Below are 15,831 nucleotides of genomic sequence, written 5' to 3'. Positions count from 1 at the left end.
TCTTGACGTAGTCGGCGTGGCCCGGGCAGTCGACGTGGGCGTAGTGACGCTTGTCGGTCTCGTACTCGACGTGGGCGGTGGCGATGGTGATACCACGCTCACGCTCTTCCGGAGCGTTGTCGATCTGGTCAAAGGCTTTGAACTCGGCCTGGCCTTTGCCGGCGAGAACCTTGGTGATGGCAGCGGTAAGGGTGGTCTTACCGTGGTCGACGTGACCGATGGTACCGATATTAACGTGCGGTTTAGTTCTTTCGAATTTAGCCTTTGCCATTTCGTAATCCTCCTAGTAAGGGAATTGAAAGTATCTTTAAGCGCTTATCCTTTGACCTTGGCGACGATCTCTTCCTGGACCGACTTCGGAACCGGCTCGTAGTGGTCGAAGGTCATCGAGTAGGTAGCGCGGCCCTGGGTGGCGGAACGGAGGTCGGTGGAGTAACCGAACATCTGTGCCAGCGGGACCATCGAGGTGACGACCTGGGCACCTGCGCGCCCTTCCATGCCCATGATGCGGCCGCGGCGGGAGTTCAGGTCGCCGATGACGTCGCCCATGTACTCTTCAGGAACCACGACTTCGACGGACATGATCGGCTCGAGGATCTGGGCGCCGGCCTTCAGGCAGCCTTCCTTGAAGCCCATGGAGCCGGCGATCTTGAACGCCATCTCCGAGGAGTCGACCTCGTGGTAGGAACCGTCGATGAGGGTGACCTTGATGTCGACCACCGGGAAACCGGCCAGCGAGCCGTTGTCGCAGGCTTCGCGGATACCCTTGTCGACCGCCGGGATGTACTCGCGGGGAACGACGCCGCCCTTGATGGCGTCGACGAACTCGTAACCCTTGCCAGCCTCCTGCGGCTCGATCTCGAGCCAGACGTGGCCGAACTGACCGCGACCACCAGACTGACGAACGAACTTCCCTTCCTGCTTGACTTTCTTGGTGATGGTCTCGCGGTAGGCGACCTGCGGCTTACCGACGGAAGCGTCAACTTTGAATTCGCGGAACAGACGGTCCACGATGATCTCGAGGTGAAGCTCTCCCATGCCGGAGATGATGGTCTGGCCGGTTTCCTCGTCGGTCTTCACGCGGAAGGACGGGTCCTCCGAAGCCAGCTTGCCGAGCGAAAGGCCCAGCTTCTCCTGGTCGGCCTTGGTCTTCGGCTCAATGGCGATCGAGATGACCGGCTCGGGAAACTCAATCGACTCGAGGATAACGGCGTGATCCTCGTCACAGAGGGTGTCGCCGGTGGTGGTGTATTTGAGGCCGACGGCGGCGGCGATATCGCCGGCGTAGACTTCTTTGATTTCTTCGCGCTTGTTGGCGTGCATCTTCAGGATGCGGCCGATCCTCTCGCGCTTGCCCTTGGTGGCATTGAACACGTAGGAGCCGGAGTTGATCACGCCCGAGTAGACGCGGAAGAAGCAGAGCTGCCCGACGAACGGGTCGGTCATGATCTTGAAGCCCAGGGCAGAGAACGGCTCGGTATCGGAAGCCTTGCGCTCGATCGGGGCCTCGGTGTTGGCGTCGACGCCCTGGATCGGCGGGATGTCGGTCGGAGCCGGCATGTAGTCGAGCACCGCGTCGAGGAGCTGCTGTACGCCCTTGTTCTTGAAGGCGGACCCGCAGATGACCGGGCAGATCTTGATGTCGATGGTGGCCTTGCGGATGGCGGCCTTGAGCTCCTCTTTGGAGATCTCCTCACCACCCAGGTATTTCTCCATCAGGTTGTCGTCGTGGGAGGCGACTTCCTCAATGAGGGCATCGCGGTACATCTGGGCGTCGTCGGCGAGATCAGCCGGGACGTCGACCACGTCGAAAGATGCACCCATGGTCTCATCGTGGAACAGGATGGCCTTCATCTCGACCAGGTCAACCAGGCCCTTGTAGTTCTCCTCGGAACCCACCGGGATCTGCAGCGGCACCGGATTGGCCTTCAGACGGTCTTTGATCATGGAAACGCCGCGGAAGAAGTCCGCACCGATGCGGTCCATCTTGTTCACGAAGGCGATGCGGGGGACGCGGTACTTGTCCGCCTGGCGCCATACGGTTTCGGACTGGGGCTCGACGCCGCCGACCGAGCAGAATACCGCCACGGCGCCGTCAAGGACGCGCAGCGAACGCTCGACTTCGATGGTGAAGTCCACGTGACCCGGGGTATCGATGATGTTGATGCGATGGTCCTTCCACATGCAGGTGGTAGCGGCCGAGGTGATGGTGATACCACGCTCCTGCTCCTGCTCCATCCAGTCCATGGTGGCGGCACCATCGTGCACCTCACCGATCTTATGGGAAACACCGGTGTAGTACAGAATACGCTCGGTGGTGGTGGTCTTCCCTGCGTCTATGTGAGCCATGATCCCGATGTTACGGGTCATTTCAAGCGAAACCTGACGTGCCACTTACAAATCCTCCAGAGTGTTGTGCGACTTGGTACGGTACTACCAGCGGTAGTGAGCGAAGGCCCTGTTGGCCTCAGCCATCTTGTGGGTATCCTCACGCTTCTTCACCGCGGAGCCGCGGTTGTTGTAGGCGTCGAGGATCTCACCGGCCAGCTTGTCGGTGACGGTCTTCTCGCTACGGGCGTTGGAATACTTCACAAGCCAGCGCATGGCCAGCGACACGCGGCGCTCGGGACGCACCTCGACGGGGACCTGGTAGGTGGAACCGCCGACCCTTCTCGACTTGACCTCGAGCATGGGCTTGATGTTGTCCAGGCACTTCTTGAGAACCTTGACCGGCTCGTCATTGGCGCGCGAAGCGGCGAGCTCGAGGGCACCGTAGAGGGCGCGCTCGGCAGTGCTCTTCTTGCCGTCCAGCATGATTATGTTGATGAGTTTGGCAACGACCCGGTCGCCGTACTTCGGATCCGGGAGGATCACCCTCTTGGCAACTTCTCTTCTTCTAGGCATTGAAAAGACCTCTCGCTGTTAATCGGTTACTTCGGACGCTTGGCGCCGTATTTGGAACGACTCTTCATCCTGCCCTTCACGCCGACGGAGTCGAGCGTGCCGCGGACGATGTGGTAACGAACACCCGGAAGGTCCTTGACCCTGCCGCCCCTGATCAGGACCACGGAGTGCTCCTGGAGGTTGTGCCCGACGCCCGGGATGTAGGAAGTCACCTCGACGCCGTTGGTCAGGCGCACCCTGGCAACCTTTCTGAGAGCGGAGTTCGGTTTCTTCGGGGTGGTGGTGTAAACCCTCGTGCAGACACCCCTCTTCTGGGGGCAGCTACGAAGCGCCGGAGCCGTCGACTTCTCTGCCTTGGACTCGCGACCGATACGGATAAGCTGATTGATAGTTGGCATTTCAGACCCTCTTACGCTATGCAGTCCACCTCAGGGGCTTCCCCTGCGGAAGCGACGAAAATAGCAACATAGCACGTGCTTGTCAAGTTTTATTTGAAAATATTTTCACGCACACCACCCCCTAGGGGCGATCTACGCTTCGTCCAAATCTTCCAGCTCTTCCTGTTCGACCACGGGTTCGGGGATGATAACAGGCTCTTCGGCGATCATGCGAAGATTGCGGTAGACCGCCAGCCCGGTACCGGCCGGGATCAGGCGACCCATGATGACGTTCTCCTTGAGACCGCGAAGACTGTCAACTTTACCTTCTATGGATGCCTGTGTCAAGACTTTTGTTGTCTCCTGGAAGGAGGCCGCCGAGATGAAGGACTCGGTGGAGAGCGAAGCCTTGGTGATACCGAGCAAGAGCGACTCAGCGGTAGCCGGCCTTCCGCCCTTGGCCATCGCCTTTTCGTTCTCCTCTTCGAACACCCAGCGCTCGATCTGGTCGTCGATCAGGAGGTTGGTGTCGCCGACATCTTTCACCCGGACCCTGCGGAGCATCTGGCGGACGATGGTCTCGATGTGCTTGTCGTTGATCTTGACGCCCTGGAGACGGTAGACCTCCTGGACCTCGTCGACCAGATACTTGGCCAGCTCTTTCTGGCCGAGCACGCGGAGGATGTCGTGCGGGTTGGAGGAGCCGTCCATGAGCGCCTCCCCGGCGCGGACGTGGTCCCCTTCGTGGACGCTGATGTGCTTCCCTTTGGGGATGAGGTATTCCTTCGGCTCGCCGACCTCCGGGGTCACGATGACTTTGCGCTTGCCCTTGGCGTCCTTGCCGAAGGCGACCACGCCGTCGATCTCGGTGATGACCGCGAAGTCTTTCGGCTTCCGGGCCTCGAAGAGCTCGGCGACTCGCGGAAGACCACCGGTGATGTCCTTGGTCTTGGTGGTTTCGCGCGGGATCTTGGCGATGACGTCACCGGCGTTGACGATGGCGTCCTCCATCACGTTGATGTTGGAGCCGACCGGCAGATAGTAGCGGCCCAGGGTGGACTCGCCCACCTTGGCGGTCTTGCCGGACTCGTCCTTGATGGTGATGCGCGGACGCTTGTCGGCGTCGCGGGTCTCGATGATGACCTTGCGGGAGAGGCCGGTGACTTCGTCGACCTGCTCTTCCATGGTGACACCCTCGATGACATCGCCGAACTTGATGCGGCCGGCGACCTCGGTGAGGATCGGCATGGTGTACGGGTCCCATTCCGCCAGCGACTCGCCCTGCTTGACCGGCCCTTCCGGGTTGACCTTGATCTTGGCGCCGTAGACGACGGTGTACTTCTCGCGCTCGCGCCCGGTCTCGTCCACGATCGCCAGCTCACCGTTACGGTTCATGACGATGTGGTGCCCTTCCGAGTTGGTGACGTAGTGCAGGTTGATGAACTTCGCGAAACCTTCGTTACGTGCCTCGAGGGAGGTCTGCTCGGCACGACGGGATGCGGTACCACCGATGTGGAAGGTACGCATGGTCAGCTGGGTGCCCGGCTCGCCGATCGACTGGGCGGCGATGACGCCGACCGCCTCGCCGCGGTTGACCAGGTGACCGCGGGCCAGGTCGCGGCCGTAACACTTGGCGCAGATGCCGCGGCGGGACTCGCAGGTGAGCACCGAGCGGATCTTGACCTTCTCGAGACCGGCGGCCTCGATCTTGGCAACCAGGGTCTCGTCGATCTCCTCGTTGGCCGGAACCAGCACGTCGCCGGTGACCGGGTCGAGGATGTCGTCCAGCGCCACGCGGCCGAGGATACGGTCGCCGATGTGTTCGATGACCTCGCCACCCTCGGTAAGCGAGGTGACGGTGAGGCCGTCGATGGTGCCGCAGTCCACCTCGGTGATGATGGCGTCCTGGGCGACGTCGACCAGACGGCGGGTGAGGTAACCGGAGTTCGCGGTCTTGAGCGCGGTATCGGCGAGACCTTTACGGGCACCGTGGGTCGAGATGAAGTACTGGAGCACGGTGAGGCCTTCGCGGAAGTTCGCGGTGATCGGCGTCTCGATGATCTCGCCGGACGGCTTGGCCATGAGGCCCCTCATCCCGGCCAGCTGGCGGATCTGCTGGGCGCTACCCCTTGCGCCGGAGTCGGCCATCATGTGGATCGCGTTGAAGGACGGAACCTTGACGTCGTTGCCTTCCGGATCCTTGATGGTGTCGCGGGAGAGGTTGTCGAGCATCTCCTTGGCGATGTCCTCGGTGGATTTCGCCCAGATATCGATGACCTTGTTGTAGCGCTCGCCGTCGGTGATGAGACCCTCGGTGTACTGGTTCTGGATCTCCTGCACCTCTTCGGTGGCGCGGGTGATGATGGCGGGCTTCCCTTCCGGAATGACCATATCGTTGATGGAGATGGAGATACCGGCCTTGGCGGCGTAGCGGAAGCCGATCGACTTCAGCTTGTCGGCCAGGACGACGGTCTCCTTGTTCCCGGCCAGACGGTAGCAGATGTCCACCAGGTTGGAGAGCTCCTTCTTGGTCATGACCTTGTTGATGGCCGAGAACGGCACCTGCGACGGGAGGATCTCGCGGAGGAGCACCCGGCCCGGGGTGGTGTCGATCAGGATCGGCTTCTCGTCGCCCTCGAGGTTCTTCATCCTGACCTTGATGCGGGCCTGGAGGTTGACCTCCTGCGCATCCCAGGCGATGGAGACCTCTTCCGGAGAGGAGAAGATCTTCCCTTCACCCTCGGCGAAGTACTTCTCGCGGGTCATGTAGTAGATGCCGAGAACCATGTCCTGCGACGGCACGATGATCGGCTTGCCGTGGGCAGGCGAGAGGATGTTGTTGGTGGACATCATCAGGACGCGGGTCTCCACCTGGCTCTCGACGGAGAGGGGCAAGTGGACGGCCATCTGGTCACCGTCGAAGTCGGCGTTGAAGGCGGTGCAGACCAGCGGGTGGAGCTGGATCGCCTTCCCCTCGATGAGCACCGGCTCGAAGGCCTGGATGCCGAGCCTGTGGAGCGTCGGGGCACGGTTCAGCATGACCGGGTGCTCCTTGATGACCTCTTCCAGCACGTCCCAGACCTCCGGCTTCTCCTTCTCCACCATCTTCTTGGCGCTCTTGATGGTGGTGACGAAGCCGCGCTCCTCGAGCTTGTTGTAGATGAACGGCTTGAAGAGCTCCAGGGCCATCTTCTTGGGAAGACCGCACTGGTGGAGACGGAGCTCCGGACCGACGACGATAACGGAACGGCCGGAGTAGTCGACACGCTTACCGAGCAGGTTCTGACGGAAGCGGCCCGACTTGCCCTTGAGCATGTCGGAGAGCGACTTCAAGGGACGCTTGTTGGGACCGGCGATGGCGCGGCCACGGCGGCCGTTGTCGAACAGGGCGTCGACGGCCTCCTGGAGCATGCGCTTCTCGTTCCGGATGATGACCTCGGGGGCCTGGAGCTCCATGAGGCGCTTCAGACGGTTGTTCCGGTTGATGACGCGGCGGTAGAGGTCGTTCAGGTCCGAGGTGGCGAAGCGTCCGCCGTCCAGCGGGACCAGCGGGCGAAGCTCCGGCGGAAGCACCGGGATGCACTCGAGGATCATCCACTCCGGCTTGTTCCCCGAGTTCTTGAAGGCCTCGATGACCTTCAGGCGTTTGGCGGTCTTCTTGCGCTTGGCCTCGCTGGTGGCCTCCTGCATCTCGATCCTCAAGTTTTCCGAGAGAACGTCGAGGTCCATGGAGGTCAGGCAGGCCCGGATGGCGGCGGCACCCATGCCGGCCTCGAAGGAGCCGTGGCCGTACTCCTCGAGCGCCTTCTGGTACTGGTCCTCGGAGAGCACCTGCCCGAAGGGGAACCCGGTGTTCTTGGGATCGGTGACCACGTAGGCCTCGAAGTAGAGGACCTTCTCGAGGTCTTTCAGGGTGATGTCCATCAGGTTGCCGATACGGGACGGCAGGGACTTCAGGAACCAGATGTGGGCCACCGGGGTGGCGAGGTCGATGTGGCCGAGGCGCTCGCGGCGGACCTTGGACGGAATGACCTCGACGCCGCACTTCTCGCAGACGATGCCTCTGTGCTTCATCCGCTTGTACTTACCGCAGTTGCACTCGTAGTCCTTGGTCGGACCGAAGATCTTAGCGCAGAAGAGACCGTCGCGCTCCGGCTTGAAGGTACGGTAGTTGATGGTCTCGGGTTTCTTTACCTCGCCAAACGAACGCTCGCGGATCTTCTCCGGGGAGGAGATGGAGATCTTGATGGAGGAGAAGTGGAGCGGATCTTTCGGCTTATCGAAAAAAGTGAAAATGTCTTCCAAAGTAAACCTCCTTGGTAGTAGGAGTTAACGTTTCAGTCGGACGTCGGACCTGCCGGACCGGTTGGCCCGGTCGGGCAGGTCTGACCGATCTAGTCCTCTTCGCTCTCCAGGAGCTCGACGTCGAGACCAAGAGACTGGAGCTCCTTGATGAGGACGTTGAAGGACTCCGGCAGGCCCGGCTCCAGGGTGTGCTTCCCTTTGACGATGGCCTCGTACATCCTGGTGCGGCCCGCCACGTCGTCGGACTTGACGGTGAGGAACTCCTGCAGCGCATAGGCGGCGCCGTAGGCTTCCATGGCCCAGACCTCCATCTCCCCGAGTCGCTGGCCACCGAACTGGGCCTTACCACCCAGCGGCTGCTGGGTAACCAGCGAGTAGGGACCGATGGACCTCGCGTGGATCTTGTCGTCGACCAGGTGGTGGAGCTTCAGGACGTACATGATGCCGACGGTGACCTTGTGCATGAACTTGTCGCCGGTCTTGCCGTCGTAGAGGGTGACCTGACCGGTGGTCTCGAAGCCCGCGTGCTTCATCATGGCCTGGATCGACTGCTCGGAGGCCCCTTCGAAGACCGGGGAGGCCATCGGGATGCCGCGCTTCAGGCGCTTGGCCACGTTGATGAGCTCTTCCCCTTCCAGCTTGTCGAGGAAGGCGTCCATCTCGGGGTTGCCGTAGGCACCCTTGAGGAAGCGCTTGATCTCGTCGTGCGGGGAGTTCTTCTCGAGGAACTCCTCGATCTTCCACCCCAGGCCCTTGGCGGCCCAACCCAGGTGGGTCTCGAGGATCTGACCGACGTTCATACGGGACGGGACGCCGAGCGGGTTCAGCACGATCTCGACCGGACGGCCGTCTTCCATGTACGGCATGTCCTCTTCGGGAAGGATCCTGGAGACGACACCCTTGTTACCGTGACGGCCGGCCATCTTGTCGCCGACCTGGAGCTTTCTTTTGATGGCGATGTAGACCTTGACCATCTTGATGACGCCCGGCGGCAGGTCGTCGCCGCGACGAAGCTTCTGCACCTTGTCGTCGAAAACGTACTTGATGATATCGATCTGCTGGTTGAGGGTGGAAAGCGTCTGTGCGACCTTCTCGTCGATGGTGTCGTCGTCGGCGATGGAGATCTCGTCCCAGCGATCCATGGAGATGCCTTTGAGCATCTCCTCGGTGATCACCCCACCCTTCGGGATGACGACCTTGCCGTCGGAGCCTTCGATCTTCACGGCGGCGGTCTTGCCCACCAGGAGTTTCTTCAGCTTGCCGATGGCCGAATCGCGGATGATCCGGATCTCGTCCTGCTCGTCTTTTCTGAGGCGCTGCTCTTCGGCCTTCTCGATGATCTCGGTACGGGCGTCCTTGTCGGCCCCTTTACGCGAGAAGATCTTGGCGCCGATGACGGTACCTTCCACCCCCGGTGGGACCCTGAGCGAGGTGTCGCGAACGTCGCCCGCCTTCTCGCCGAAGATGGCCCTCAGGAGCTTCTCTTCCGGGGAGAGCTGGGTCTCACCTTTCGGGGTGATCTTGCCGACCAGGATGTCGCCCGGGCGGACTTCGGCGCCGATGCGGATGATGCCGGACTCGTCGAGGTCCTTGAGGGTCTCTTCACCGAGGTTCGGGATATCGGAGGTGATCTCTTCCTTGCCGAGCTTGGTATCGCGGGCCACCGCCTCGAACTCCTCAATGTGGATCGAGGTGTAGCGGTCGTCTTTGACCAGGCGCTCGGAGATGAGGATGGAGTCCTCGTAGTTGTAGCCGCCCCACGGCATGAAGGCGACCAGGACGTTCTGGCCCAGAGCCAGCTCGCCCATGTCGGTCGAGGGACCGTCGGCGATGATGTCGCCTGCCTTCACGTGGTCGCCCACCTTGACCACCGGCCTCTGGTTGATGCAGGTGTTCTGGTTGGAACGGGCGAACTTGATCAGGTTGTAGATGTCGACACCGGTGCCGGTCGCGTCGTACTGGTCCTCGTCGATCTTGACGACGATCCTGGAGGCGTCGACCGATTCGACCACGCCGTTGTGGCGGGCGACCGAGGAAACCCCGGAGTCGCGGGCCACCACGCGCTCCATGCCGGTACCGACCAGCGGGGAGTCGGCCCGCAGAAGCGGTACCGCCTGGCGCTGCATGTTGGAGCCCATGAGTGCGCGGTTGGCGTCGTCGTTTTCGAGGAACGGGATGAGCGAGGCGGCGACGGAAACGAGCTGCATCGGGGCGACGTCCATGAGTTCCAGCTCGTCACGGCCCACCAGCACGAACTCGCCGGACTTCCTGGCCGAGATGTAGTCCTGCATGAAGCGACCGGTCTCGTCCATCTCGGCGTTGGCCTGGGCGATGGCATGGCCTTCCTCCTCCAAAGCGGAGAAGAAGCGGACCTCGTCGGTTACCCTGCCGTCCTTAACCACGCGGTACGGGGTCTCGACGAAGCCGTGCTCGTTGATCCGTGCGTAGGTGGAGAGCGACGCGATGAGACCGATGTTCGGACCTTCCGGGGTCTCGATCGGGCAGACGCGGCCGTAGTGGGTCGGATGTACGTCGCGGACCTCGAAACCCGCGCGCTCGCGGGTAAGGCCCCCCGGTCCCAGGGCCGACAGGCGGCGCTTGTGGGTGACCTCGGAGAGCGGGTTGGTCTGGTCCATGAACTGGGAGAGCTGCGAGGAACCGAAGAACTCCTTCACGACGGCCGAGACCGGCTTGGAGTTGATCAGGTCGTGCGGCATCAGGTTCTCGACCTCCTGCAGGCTCATGCGCTCCTTGATGGCGCGCTCCATCCTGACGAGGCCGATGCGGTACTGGTTCTCGAGGAGCTCGCCGACGGCGCGCACGCGGCGGTTGCCTAAGTGGTCGATGTCGTCGATGTTCCCCTTGCCGTTTTTGAGCTCGATCAGGTAGCGGACCACCTCGAGGATGTCCTCGCGGGTGAGCGTCATGCAGTCGAGCGGCACGTCCACGCCGAGCTTGTAGTTCAACTTCAGACGGCCGACGGCGGAGAGGTCGTAGCGCTCGGCGTTGAAGAAGAGGTTCTCGAAGAGCACCAGCGCGCTCTTCAGGGTCGGGGGATCGCCCGGACGGAGCCTGCGGTAGATCTCGATCAGCGCCTCGTCGGTGGAGCCGATCTTGTCGATCAGGATGGTGTCGCGAAGCGACGAGGTCACGTGCAGGTTGTCGATGAAGAGCACCTGGAAGCTGGTGATCCCCTTGCCGATGATCTCCTCGAGCTTCGCCTCGGAGAGCTCCTCGTTGCACTCGACCAGGATCTCGCCGGTGGCGGGATCGTAGATGTCGTGGGAGGCGACCTTGCCGACCACCTCTTCGGCGGTGATCGGGATCTCCTTGATGCCGTGCTCGCCCATCTTGCGGATGGCGGCCTTGGTGAACTTGCGGTTCGCCTTGAGGATCACCTCGCCGTTCGCCGGGTCGACGATGTCGGCGGTCGCCTTCTGGTTGGAGAGCAGTTCGGCGTCGGCCACCTTGGTGAGGCTGCCGTTCTCCCCGACCTTCACCTCCTCGGACTTGTAGAAGTAGTTGAGGAGGGCGTCGTTGGAGTAGCCAAGGCCCTTCAGGAGGACGGTGGCCGGCATCTTGCGACGGCGGTCTATGCGAACATAAAGGATGTCTTTATGGTCGAATTCAAAGTCAAGCCACGAGCCGCGGTAAGGGATCACGCGGGCCGAGTAGAGGACCTTACCGGAGGAGTGGGTCTTCCCTTTGTCGTGGTCATAGAAAACGCCCGGGGAGCGGTGCAGCTGGCTCACGATGACGCGTTCAGTGCCGTTGATGATGAAGGTACCGTTCTCCGTCATCAGCGGGATCTCGCCGAAATAAACCTCCTGCTCCTTGATATCGCGAATCGACCGGGTACCGGGATCCTTGGCGACATCCCATACGACAAGCCTCACCTTCACCTTCATCGGGGCCGCGAAGGTCATCCCGCGCTGGTGGCACTCTTCCACGTCATACTTCGGCGCGCCCAACGAATACGATACGTACTCAAGCGAGGCGGTGTCACTGAAGTCCTTGATGGGGAACACACTTTTGAACACGGCCTCAAGGCCCGAGTTCTTGCGTGCGTCTACCGGCGTGTCGAGTTGGAGGAATCTCTTGTAGGAATTTTTCTGGATGTCGATGAGGTTCGGTATGTCGATGATCTTGTGGATCTTGGCGAAGTTCTTGCGCAACAGGGGGTTATTCGCGATTGAATAAGCCATATCTTCTCCTTTGGTGAACGCCTTGGAAGACCTTCACCCCCTTGAATTTCCTGCTGTTTCACTGCTGCTGCCAGGTGGGTGAAGCGGCCTCAAACTAAAAACAGAACAGCCAAGGCCGCAAATTGCGACCTTGGCTTGGATAAAGATCGGCGTCTTTATGCTTACTTGACTTCCACTTCTGCGCCGGCTTCTTTGAGCTGCTTCTCGGCGTCGGCAGCCTCTTCTTTGGAGATGCCGGTTTTGACCGGCTGCGGAGCGCCGTCGACCAGGTCCTTGGCTTCTTTCAGGCCCAGGGAGGTGAGGCCGCGGACGACCTTGATGACGGCGATCTTGTTGGCGCCGGCGGTTTTGAGGATGACGTCGAACTCGGTCTTCTCTTCGGCAGCTTCGGCCGGAGCAGCAGCCGGGCCGGCGGCGGCGACGGCAACCGGAGCAGCGGCGGAAACGCCGAATTTCTCTTCCAGCTCCTTCACGAAGCCGGCGAGTTCGAGGACGGTCATGTTCTCAATAAAGGAGACTACTTCTTCTTTGGTGATAGCCATTAGCTTATTCCTCCAGGAATTATTTTAGATGGTTAGTGTCAGTTGACTAGTCTTAGGCAGCTTTTTTCGCACGGATGCCGTCGAGCACGCGGACGAAGCCACCCGGAACGGCAGCCAGGACGCGGACGAAGTTGCTGGTCGGGGCCTGGATGGAGCCCAGCATGCGGGCCAGCAGGACCTCGCGGCTCGGCAGGTCGGCCAGAGCCTGTACGTCGTTCGGGTTGATGGTCTTCCCGGTCAGCACGCCGGCCTTCAGGGTGAAGGGCGTGGTGGCGTCTTTCGAGAACTTCGAGAGCACTTTTGCTGCTGCGACGGGATCATCGTAGCTGAGCGCGATCGCAGTGGGGCCGGCGAGGAAGGGGGTGATACCCTCTTTGTCGGTGCCCTTGGAAGCGATCTCGAGCAGGGTGTTCTTGAAGACCTTGAACTCGACGTTGGCCTTGCGCAACTCGACGCGGAGAGCTTCGGCCTGGGCCACGGTCATGCCGCGGAAGTCGGCGGCGAAGATGGCCTGGGCACGCTGAAGTTTCTCGTGCATTTCGGCAACAAGTTCTTTTTTGGTTTCCTTATTCAAGCGCTTTCCTCCTTTCTTTTAATGCGGGTCGAAACCCTGCCAAAGTCAGGAAGTTGCGGATAAATCCGTCAACATCTTTGAGTCTCGGTTGGCAGCCTTTCGGCAATTAAGCACGCTCCTTAACATCCGGATTATGCGCCTACTGTCTTTGACTTTGGGCTTTAAACTCTATTCGAATCTCTAGACGCGGCAAACGCAGATCAAGCTAAGAGAGCGGATCAACCGCGCTGGGTCGATCCGCATCTAACTTAACCCGCGAAAACCGCGGTCTCTAGTTATTGCCTATTTGAGGACGGAGGCGATGTCGGCCAGGTCCAGGTTGACGCCCGGGCCCATGGTCGAGGATACGGACACCTTCTTCATGTAGGTACCCTTGGCAGCCGCCGGCTTGGCCTTCTGGAGTGCTTCCACCAGGGCAACCACGTTCTCCCTCAGGGTCTGCACGTCGAAGGAGACCTTGCCGACCGGGGCGTGAACGATGCCGGCCTTCTCGACACGGAACTCGACCTTGCCGGACTTGGACTCCTTGACGGCGCGGGCGACGTCGAAGGTGACGGTGCCGACTTTCGGGTTCGGCATCAGGCCGCGGGGACCGAGGAGCTTACCGATCTTGCCGACCACGCCCATCATGTCCGGGGTGGCGATGGCGGTGTCGAAATCGAACCAGCCGCCCTGGATCTTGGCGACCAGGTCGTCGGCGCCCACGTAATCCGCACCGGCCTCGCGGGCCTCCTTCTCCTTCTCGCCCTTGGCGAAGACCAGGACGCGGACTTCTTTGCCCAGGCCGTTCGGGAGGACCACGGCGCCGCGGACCATCTGGTCGGCATGACGCGGGTCGACGCCCAGTTTCACGGCCACGTCGACGGTTTCGTCGAACTTGGCGAAGGCGGCGCCCTTCACGAGAGCGAGGCCGTCATTGATAGGATAGGTCTTGCTGCGGTCCACCTTGGCAAGAGCTTCCTGAAGCTTCTTATTAGTTGCCATTTCTAGTCACCCTCTCTTTACTTAAGCTATTTCAACGCCCATGCTGCGGGCGGTGCCTTCGATGGTCTTCATGGCCGCCTCGAGGCTCGCAGCATTGAGGTCCGGCATCTTCTTGGTGGCGATCTCGCGGACCTGGTCCTTGGTCAGCTTGCCGACCTTGGTCTTGTTGGGAACCGCGGAGCCGCTCTGGATGCCGAGGGCCTTCTTGATGAGAATCGGGGCCGGCGGAGTCTTGGTGATGAAGGTGAAGGACCGGTCGGCGTAGACGGTGATCACCACCGGGGTGATGGTCCCTTCGTCAGCCTGGGTCTTGGCGTTGAACGCCTTGCAGAACTCCATGATGTTGACGCCGTGCTGGCCGAGCGCCGGACCGATCGGGGGAGAAGGATTCGCCTTCCCAGCGGGTACCTGCAGCTTTATATAACCGGTAATCTTTTTGGCCATTTTTCCTACTCCTTTGATCTATCCTGAACTGCCTTATGCTTATTCTTTCCAGCGGTAGAGACTACTGCTTCTCTACCTGCATGAACTCGAGCTCCACCGGGGTCGCGCGGCCGAAGATGGAGACCATGACCCGCAGCTTCCCTTTGTCCGGCTTGACGTCTTCCACCACGCCGGAGAAGTTGAGGAAGGGACCGTCGATGACGCGGACGGTTTCGCCCACCTCGAAGAGGACCTTGGGACGGGGCTTTTCCGCACCCTCTTCCATCCTCTTGGTGATCTTGTTGACTTCCTCATCGGGGATGGGGAAAGGGTTGTTACCCCCCACGAAACCGGTCACCTTGGCGGTTTCCTTCACCACGTGCCAGGTGTCGTCGTTGAGCTCCATGTTGACCAGGATGTATCCCGGGAAAAACTTTCGCGAAGAGGTCTTCTTCTCACCCTTCTTCAGCTCGACCACCGTCTCGCACGGGATCAGGATCTCACCGAAGAACTCCTCCATCTCGAGATTTTTGATCCTTTCGGCGAGCGAAAGGCGCACCTTGTTCTCGAAGCCGGAGTAGGTGTGAACACCGTACCATTTAAGTGCCATATTGTAGTCCTCTAGCGGAGTACCGACTGGATGATCTTTGCAAGGACTACGTCGCAGGCGCCAAGGTAGAGGGAAATCAGCACAATGATGACGACGACAACCTGGGCAGTGGAAAACGTCTCCTTGCGAGTCGGCCAGGTTACCTTGGCAAGCTCTTCCATCACATCGTTGTAGAAAGTTTTGGCTTTTGCAAGCACATGCCACCCCACTGATGTTGATAAATAAAAAATGGCAGGCCAGGAGGGATTCGAACCCCCAACACCCGGTTTTGGAGACCGGTGCTCTAGCCGTTAGAGCTACTGGCCTGCGGCGGAGATCCCGCAAAATTGCGGAATCTCAAATCGAATTATTTGGTTTCCTTGTGAGGAGTGTGCTTACGGCAGAAACGGCAGTACTTGTTGAACTCGAGTTTCTGCGGGGTGTTCTTCTTGTTCTTGGTCGTCGTATAGTTGCGCTGTTTGCACTCGGTGCAACCAAGGGTAATGATGTCTCTAGGCATGGCGTTATTCCTTTCAAGCTAGTTTCGCGTTTCGCGTTTCGCTTCCGCGTGTTTCGCGAAACCGGCAACCCGAAAACCGATACATCCAAAAAAAGCCGGCGCTCCCGCCGGTCCAGCCAGCAGGGAGCGCCCGACCTGATAGTTACTACTCGATGATGGAGGCAACCACGCCGGCGCCGACGGTGCGGCCACCTTCGCGGATTGCGAAGCGGAGCCCTTCGTCCATGGCGATCGGGGTGATCAGGTTGACGGTGACGGAGACGTTGTCGCCCGGCATGACCATCTCGGTGCCGGCTTCGAGGTCAACCACGCCGGTCACGTCGGTGGTCCTGAAGTAGAACTGCGGACGGTAGCCGTTGAAGAACGGGGTGTGACGGCCGCCCTCTTCCTTGGAAAGGATGTAGGCCT

14 protein-coding genes and 1 tRNA gene are annotated in these 15,831 nt (G+C 60.6%); all 15 read right to left on the bottom strand.

The window, feature by feature from the left end; translation table 11 throughout:
• Positions 1–271, bottom strand: a 271-nt coding sequence (locus tag ACYVL5_RS22870) for a GTP-binding protein (protein ID WP_460597862.1), incomplete at its 3' end; no start/stop codon positions are given.
• Between the two features lie 44 nt (positions 272–315).
• Positions 316–2,394 carry an elongation factor G gene (gene fusA, locus ACYVL5_RS22865; RefSeq protein ID WP_460597861.1) on the bottom strand — a complete coding sequence of 693 codons (2,079 nt, stop codon included), beginning with the start codon at positions 2,392–2,394 and terminating at the stop codon, positions 316–318.
• 39 nt (positions 2,395–2,433) lie between these two features.
• On the bottom strand, positions 2,434–2,904 hold the full coding sequence (gene rpsG / locus ACYVL5_RS22860; RefSeq protein WP_460597860.1) for a 30S ribosomal protein S7: 471 nt from the start codon (positions 2,902–2,904) through the stop codon (positions 2,434–2,436).
• Between the two features lie 26 nt (positions 2,905–2,930).
• Positions 2,931–3,302 (bottom strand): 30S ribosomal protein S12, encoded by a 372-nt coding sequence (rpsL, locus tag ACYVL5_RS22855; RefSeq protein WP_250679271.1) that lies wholly within the window; start codon positions 3,300–3,302, stop codon positions 2,931–2,933.
• A 132-nt stretch (positions 3,303–3,434) separates the two neighbouring features.
• Positions 3,435–7,586 carry a DNA-directed RNA polymerase subunit beta' gene (gene rpoC, locus ACYVL5_RS22850; RefSeq protein ID WP_460597859.1) on the bottom strand — a complete coding sequence of 1,384 codons (4,152 nt, stop codon included), beginning with the start codon at positions 7,584–7,586 and terminating at the stop codon, positions 3,435–3,437.
• Between the two features lie 89 nt (positions 7,587–7,675).
• Positions 7,676–11,791: a DNA-directed RNA polymerase subunit beta gene (gene rpoB, locus ACYVL5_RS22845; RefSeq protein WP_460597858.1), complete on the bottom strand. Its 4,116-nt coding sequence runs from the start codon at positions 11,789–11,791 to the stop codon at positions 7,676–7,678.
• 161 nt (positions 11,792–11,952) lie between these two features.
• A complete protein-coding gene (gene rplL / locus ACYVL5_RS22840) occupies positions 11,953–12,333 on the bottom strand; it encodes a ribosomal protein bL12 (RefSeq protein WP_460597857.1) in 381 nt (126 codons plus the stop codon).
• A gap of 52 nt (positions 12,334–12,385) precedes the next feature.
• The gene (gene rplJ / locus ACYVL5_RS22835) at positions 12,386–12,907 is read right to left on the bottom strand and encodes a 50S ribosomal protein L10 (protein WP_460597856.1); all 522 of its coding nucleotides are present in this window, start codon (positions 12,905–12,907) and stop codon (positions 12,386–12,388) included.
• A 282-nt stretch (positions 12,908–13,189) separates the two neighbouring features.
• Positions 13,190–13,891 carry a 50S ribosomal protein L1 gene (gene rplA / locus ACYVL5_RS22830; protein WP_460597855.1) on the bottom strand — a complete coding sequence of 234 codons (702 nt, stop codon included), beginning with the start codon at positions 13,889–13,891 and terminating at the stop codon, positions 13,190–13,192.
• Positions 13,892–13,912: 21 nt separating this feature from the next.
• Positions 13,913–14,335, bottom strand: a complete 423-nt coding sequence (gene rplK / locus ACYVL5_RS22825; protein WP_250679277.1) for a 50S ribosomal protein L11 — start codon at positions 14,333–14,335, stop codon at positions 13,913–13,915.
• Between the two features lie 61 nt (positions 14,336–14,396).
• Complete coding sequence (nusG, locus tag ACYVL5_RS22820; protein ID WP_324080480.1) at positions 14,397–14,924, bottom strand: transcription termination/antitermination protein NusG; 528 nt, start codon at positions 14,922–14,924, stop codon at positions 14,397–14,399.
• Between the two features lie 11 nt (positions 14,925–14,935).
• Positions 14,936–15,121: a preprotein translocase subunit SecE gene (secE, locus tag ACYVL5_RS22815; RefSeq protein WP_250679279.1), complete on the bottom strand. Its 186-nt coding sequence runs from the start codon at positions 15,119–15,121 to the stop codon at positions 14,936–14,938.
• A 32-nt stretch (positions 15,122–15,153) separates the two neighbouring features.
• Positions 15,154–15,230, bottom strand: a tRNA-Trp gene (locus ACYVL5_RS22810).
• A 40-nt stretch (positions 15,231–15,270) separates the two neighbouring features.
• Complete coding sequence (gene rpmG / locus ACYVL5_RS22805) at positions 15,271–15,423, bottom strand: 50S ribosomal protein L33 (protein WP_183356830.1); 153 nt, start codon at positions 15,421–15,423, stop codon at positions 15,271–15,273.
• A gap of 145 nt (positions 15,424–15,568) precedes the next feature.
• Positions 15,569–15,831, bottom strand: a 263-nt coding sequence (locus ACYVL5_RS22800; RefSeq protein ID WP_460597751.1) for an EF-Tu C-terminal domain-related protein, incomplete at its 5' end; no start/stop codon positions are given.

It is taken from the genome of Geomonas sp. Red276 (assembly GCF_054784495.1).
This window is presented reverse-complemented; position numbering and strand designations above follow the sequence as displayed.

Excerpts from the sequence above, each read along its gene's own strand:
- rpsG (WP_460597860.1), bottom strand. The coding sequence starts at position 2,904 with ATGCCTAGAAGAAGAGAAGTTGCCAAGAGGGTGATCCTCCCGGATCCG.
- rpsL (WP_250679271.1), bottom strand. The coding sequence starts at position 3,302 with ATGCCAACTATCAATCAGCTTATCCGTATCGGTCGCGAGTCCAAGGCA.
- rpoB (WP_460597858.1), bottom strand. The coding sequence starts at position 11,791 with ATGGCTTATTCAATCGCGAATAACCCCCTGTTGCGCAAGAACTTCGCC.
- rplL (WP_460597857.1), bottom strand. The coding sequence starts at position 12,333 with ATGGCTATCACCAAAGAAGAAGTAGTCTCCTTTATTGAGAACATGACC.
- rplA (WP_460597855.1), bottom strand. The coding sequence starts at position 13,891 with ATGGCAACTAATAAGAAGCTTCAGGAAGCTCTTGCCAAGGTGGACCGC.
- rplK (WP_250679277.1), bottom strand. The coding sequence starts at position 14,335 with ATGGCCAAAAAGATTACCGGTTATATAAAGCTGCAGGTACCCGCTGGG.
- nusG (WP_324080480.1), bottom strand. The coding sequence starts at position 14,924 with ATGGCACTTAAATGGTACGGTGTTCACACCTACTCCGGCTTCGAGAAC.
- rpmG (WP_183356830.1), bottom strand. The coding sequence starts at position 15,423 with ATGCCTAGAGACATCATTACCCTTGGTTGCACCGAGTGCAAACAGCGC.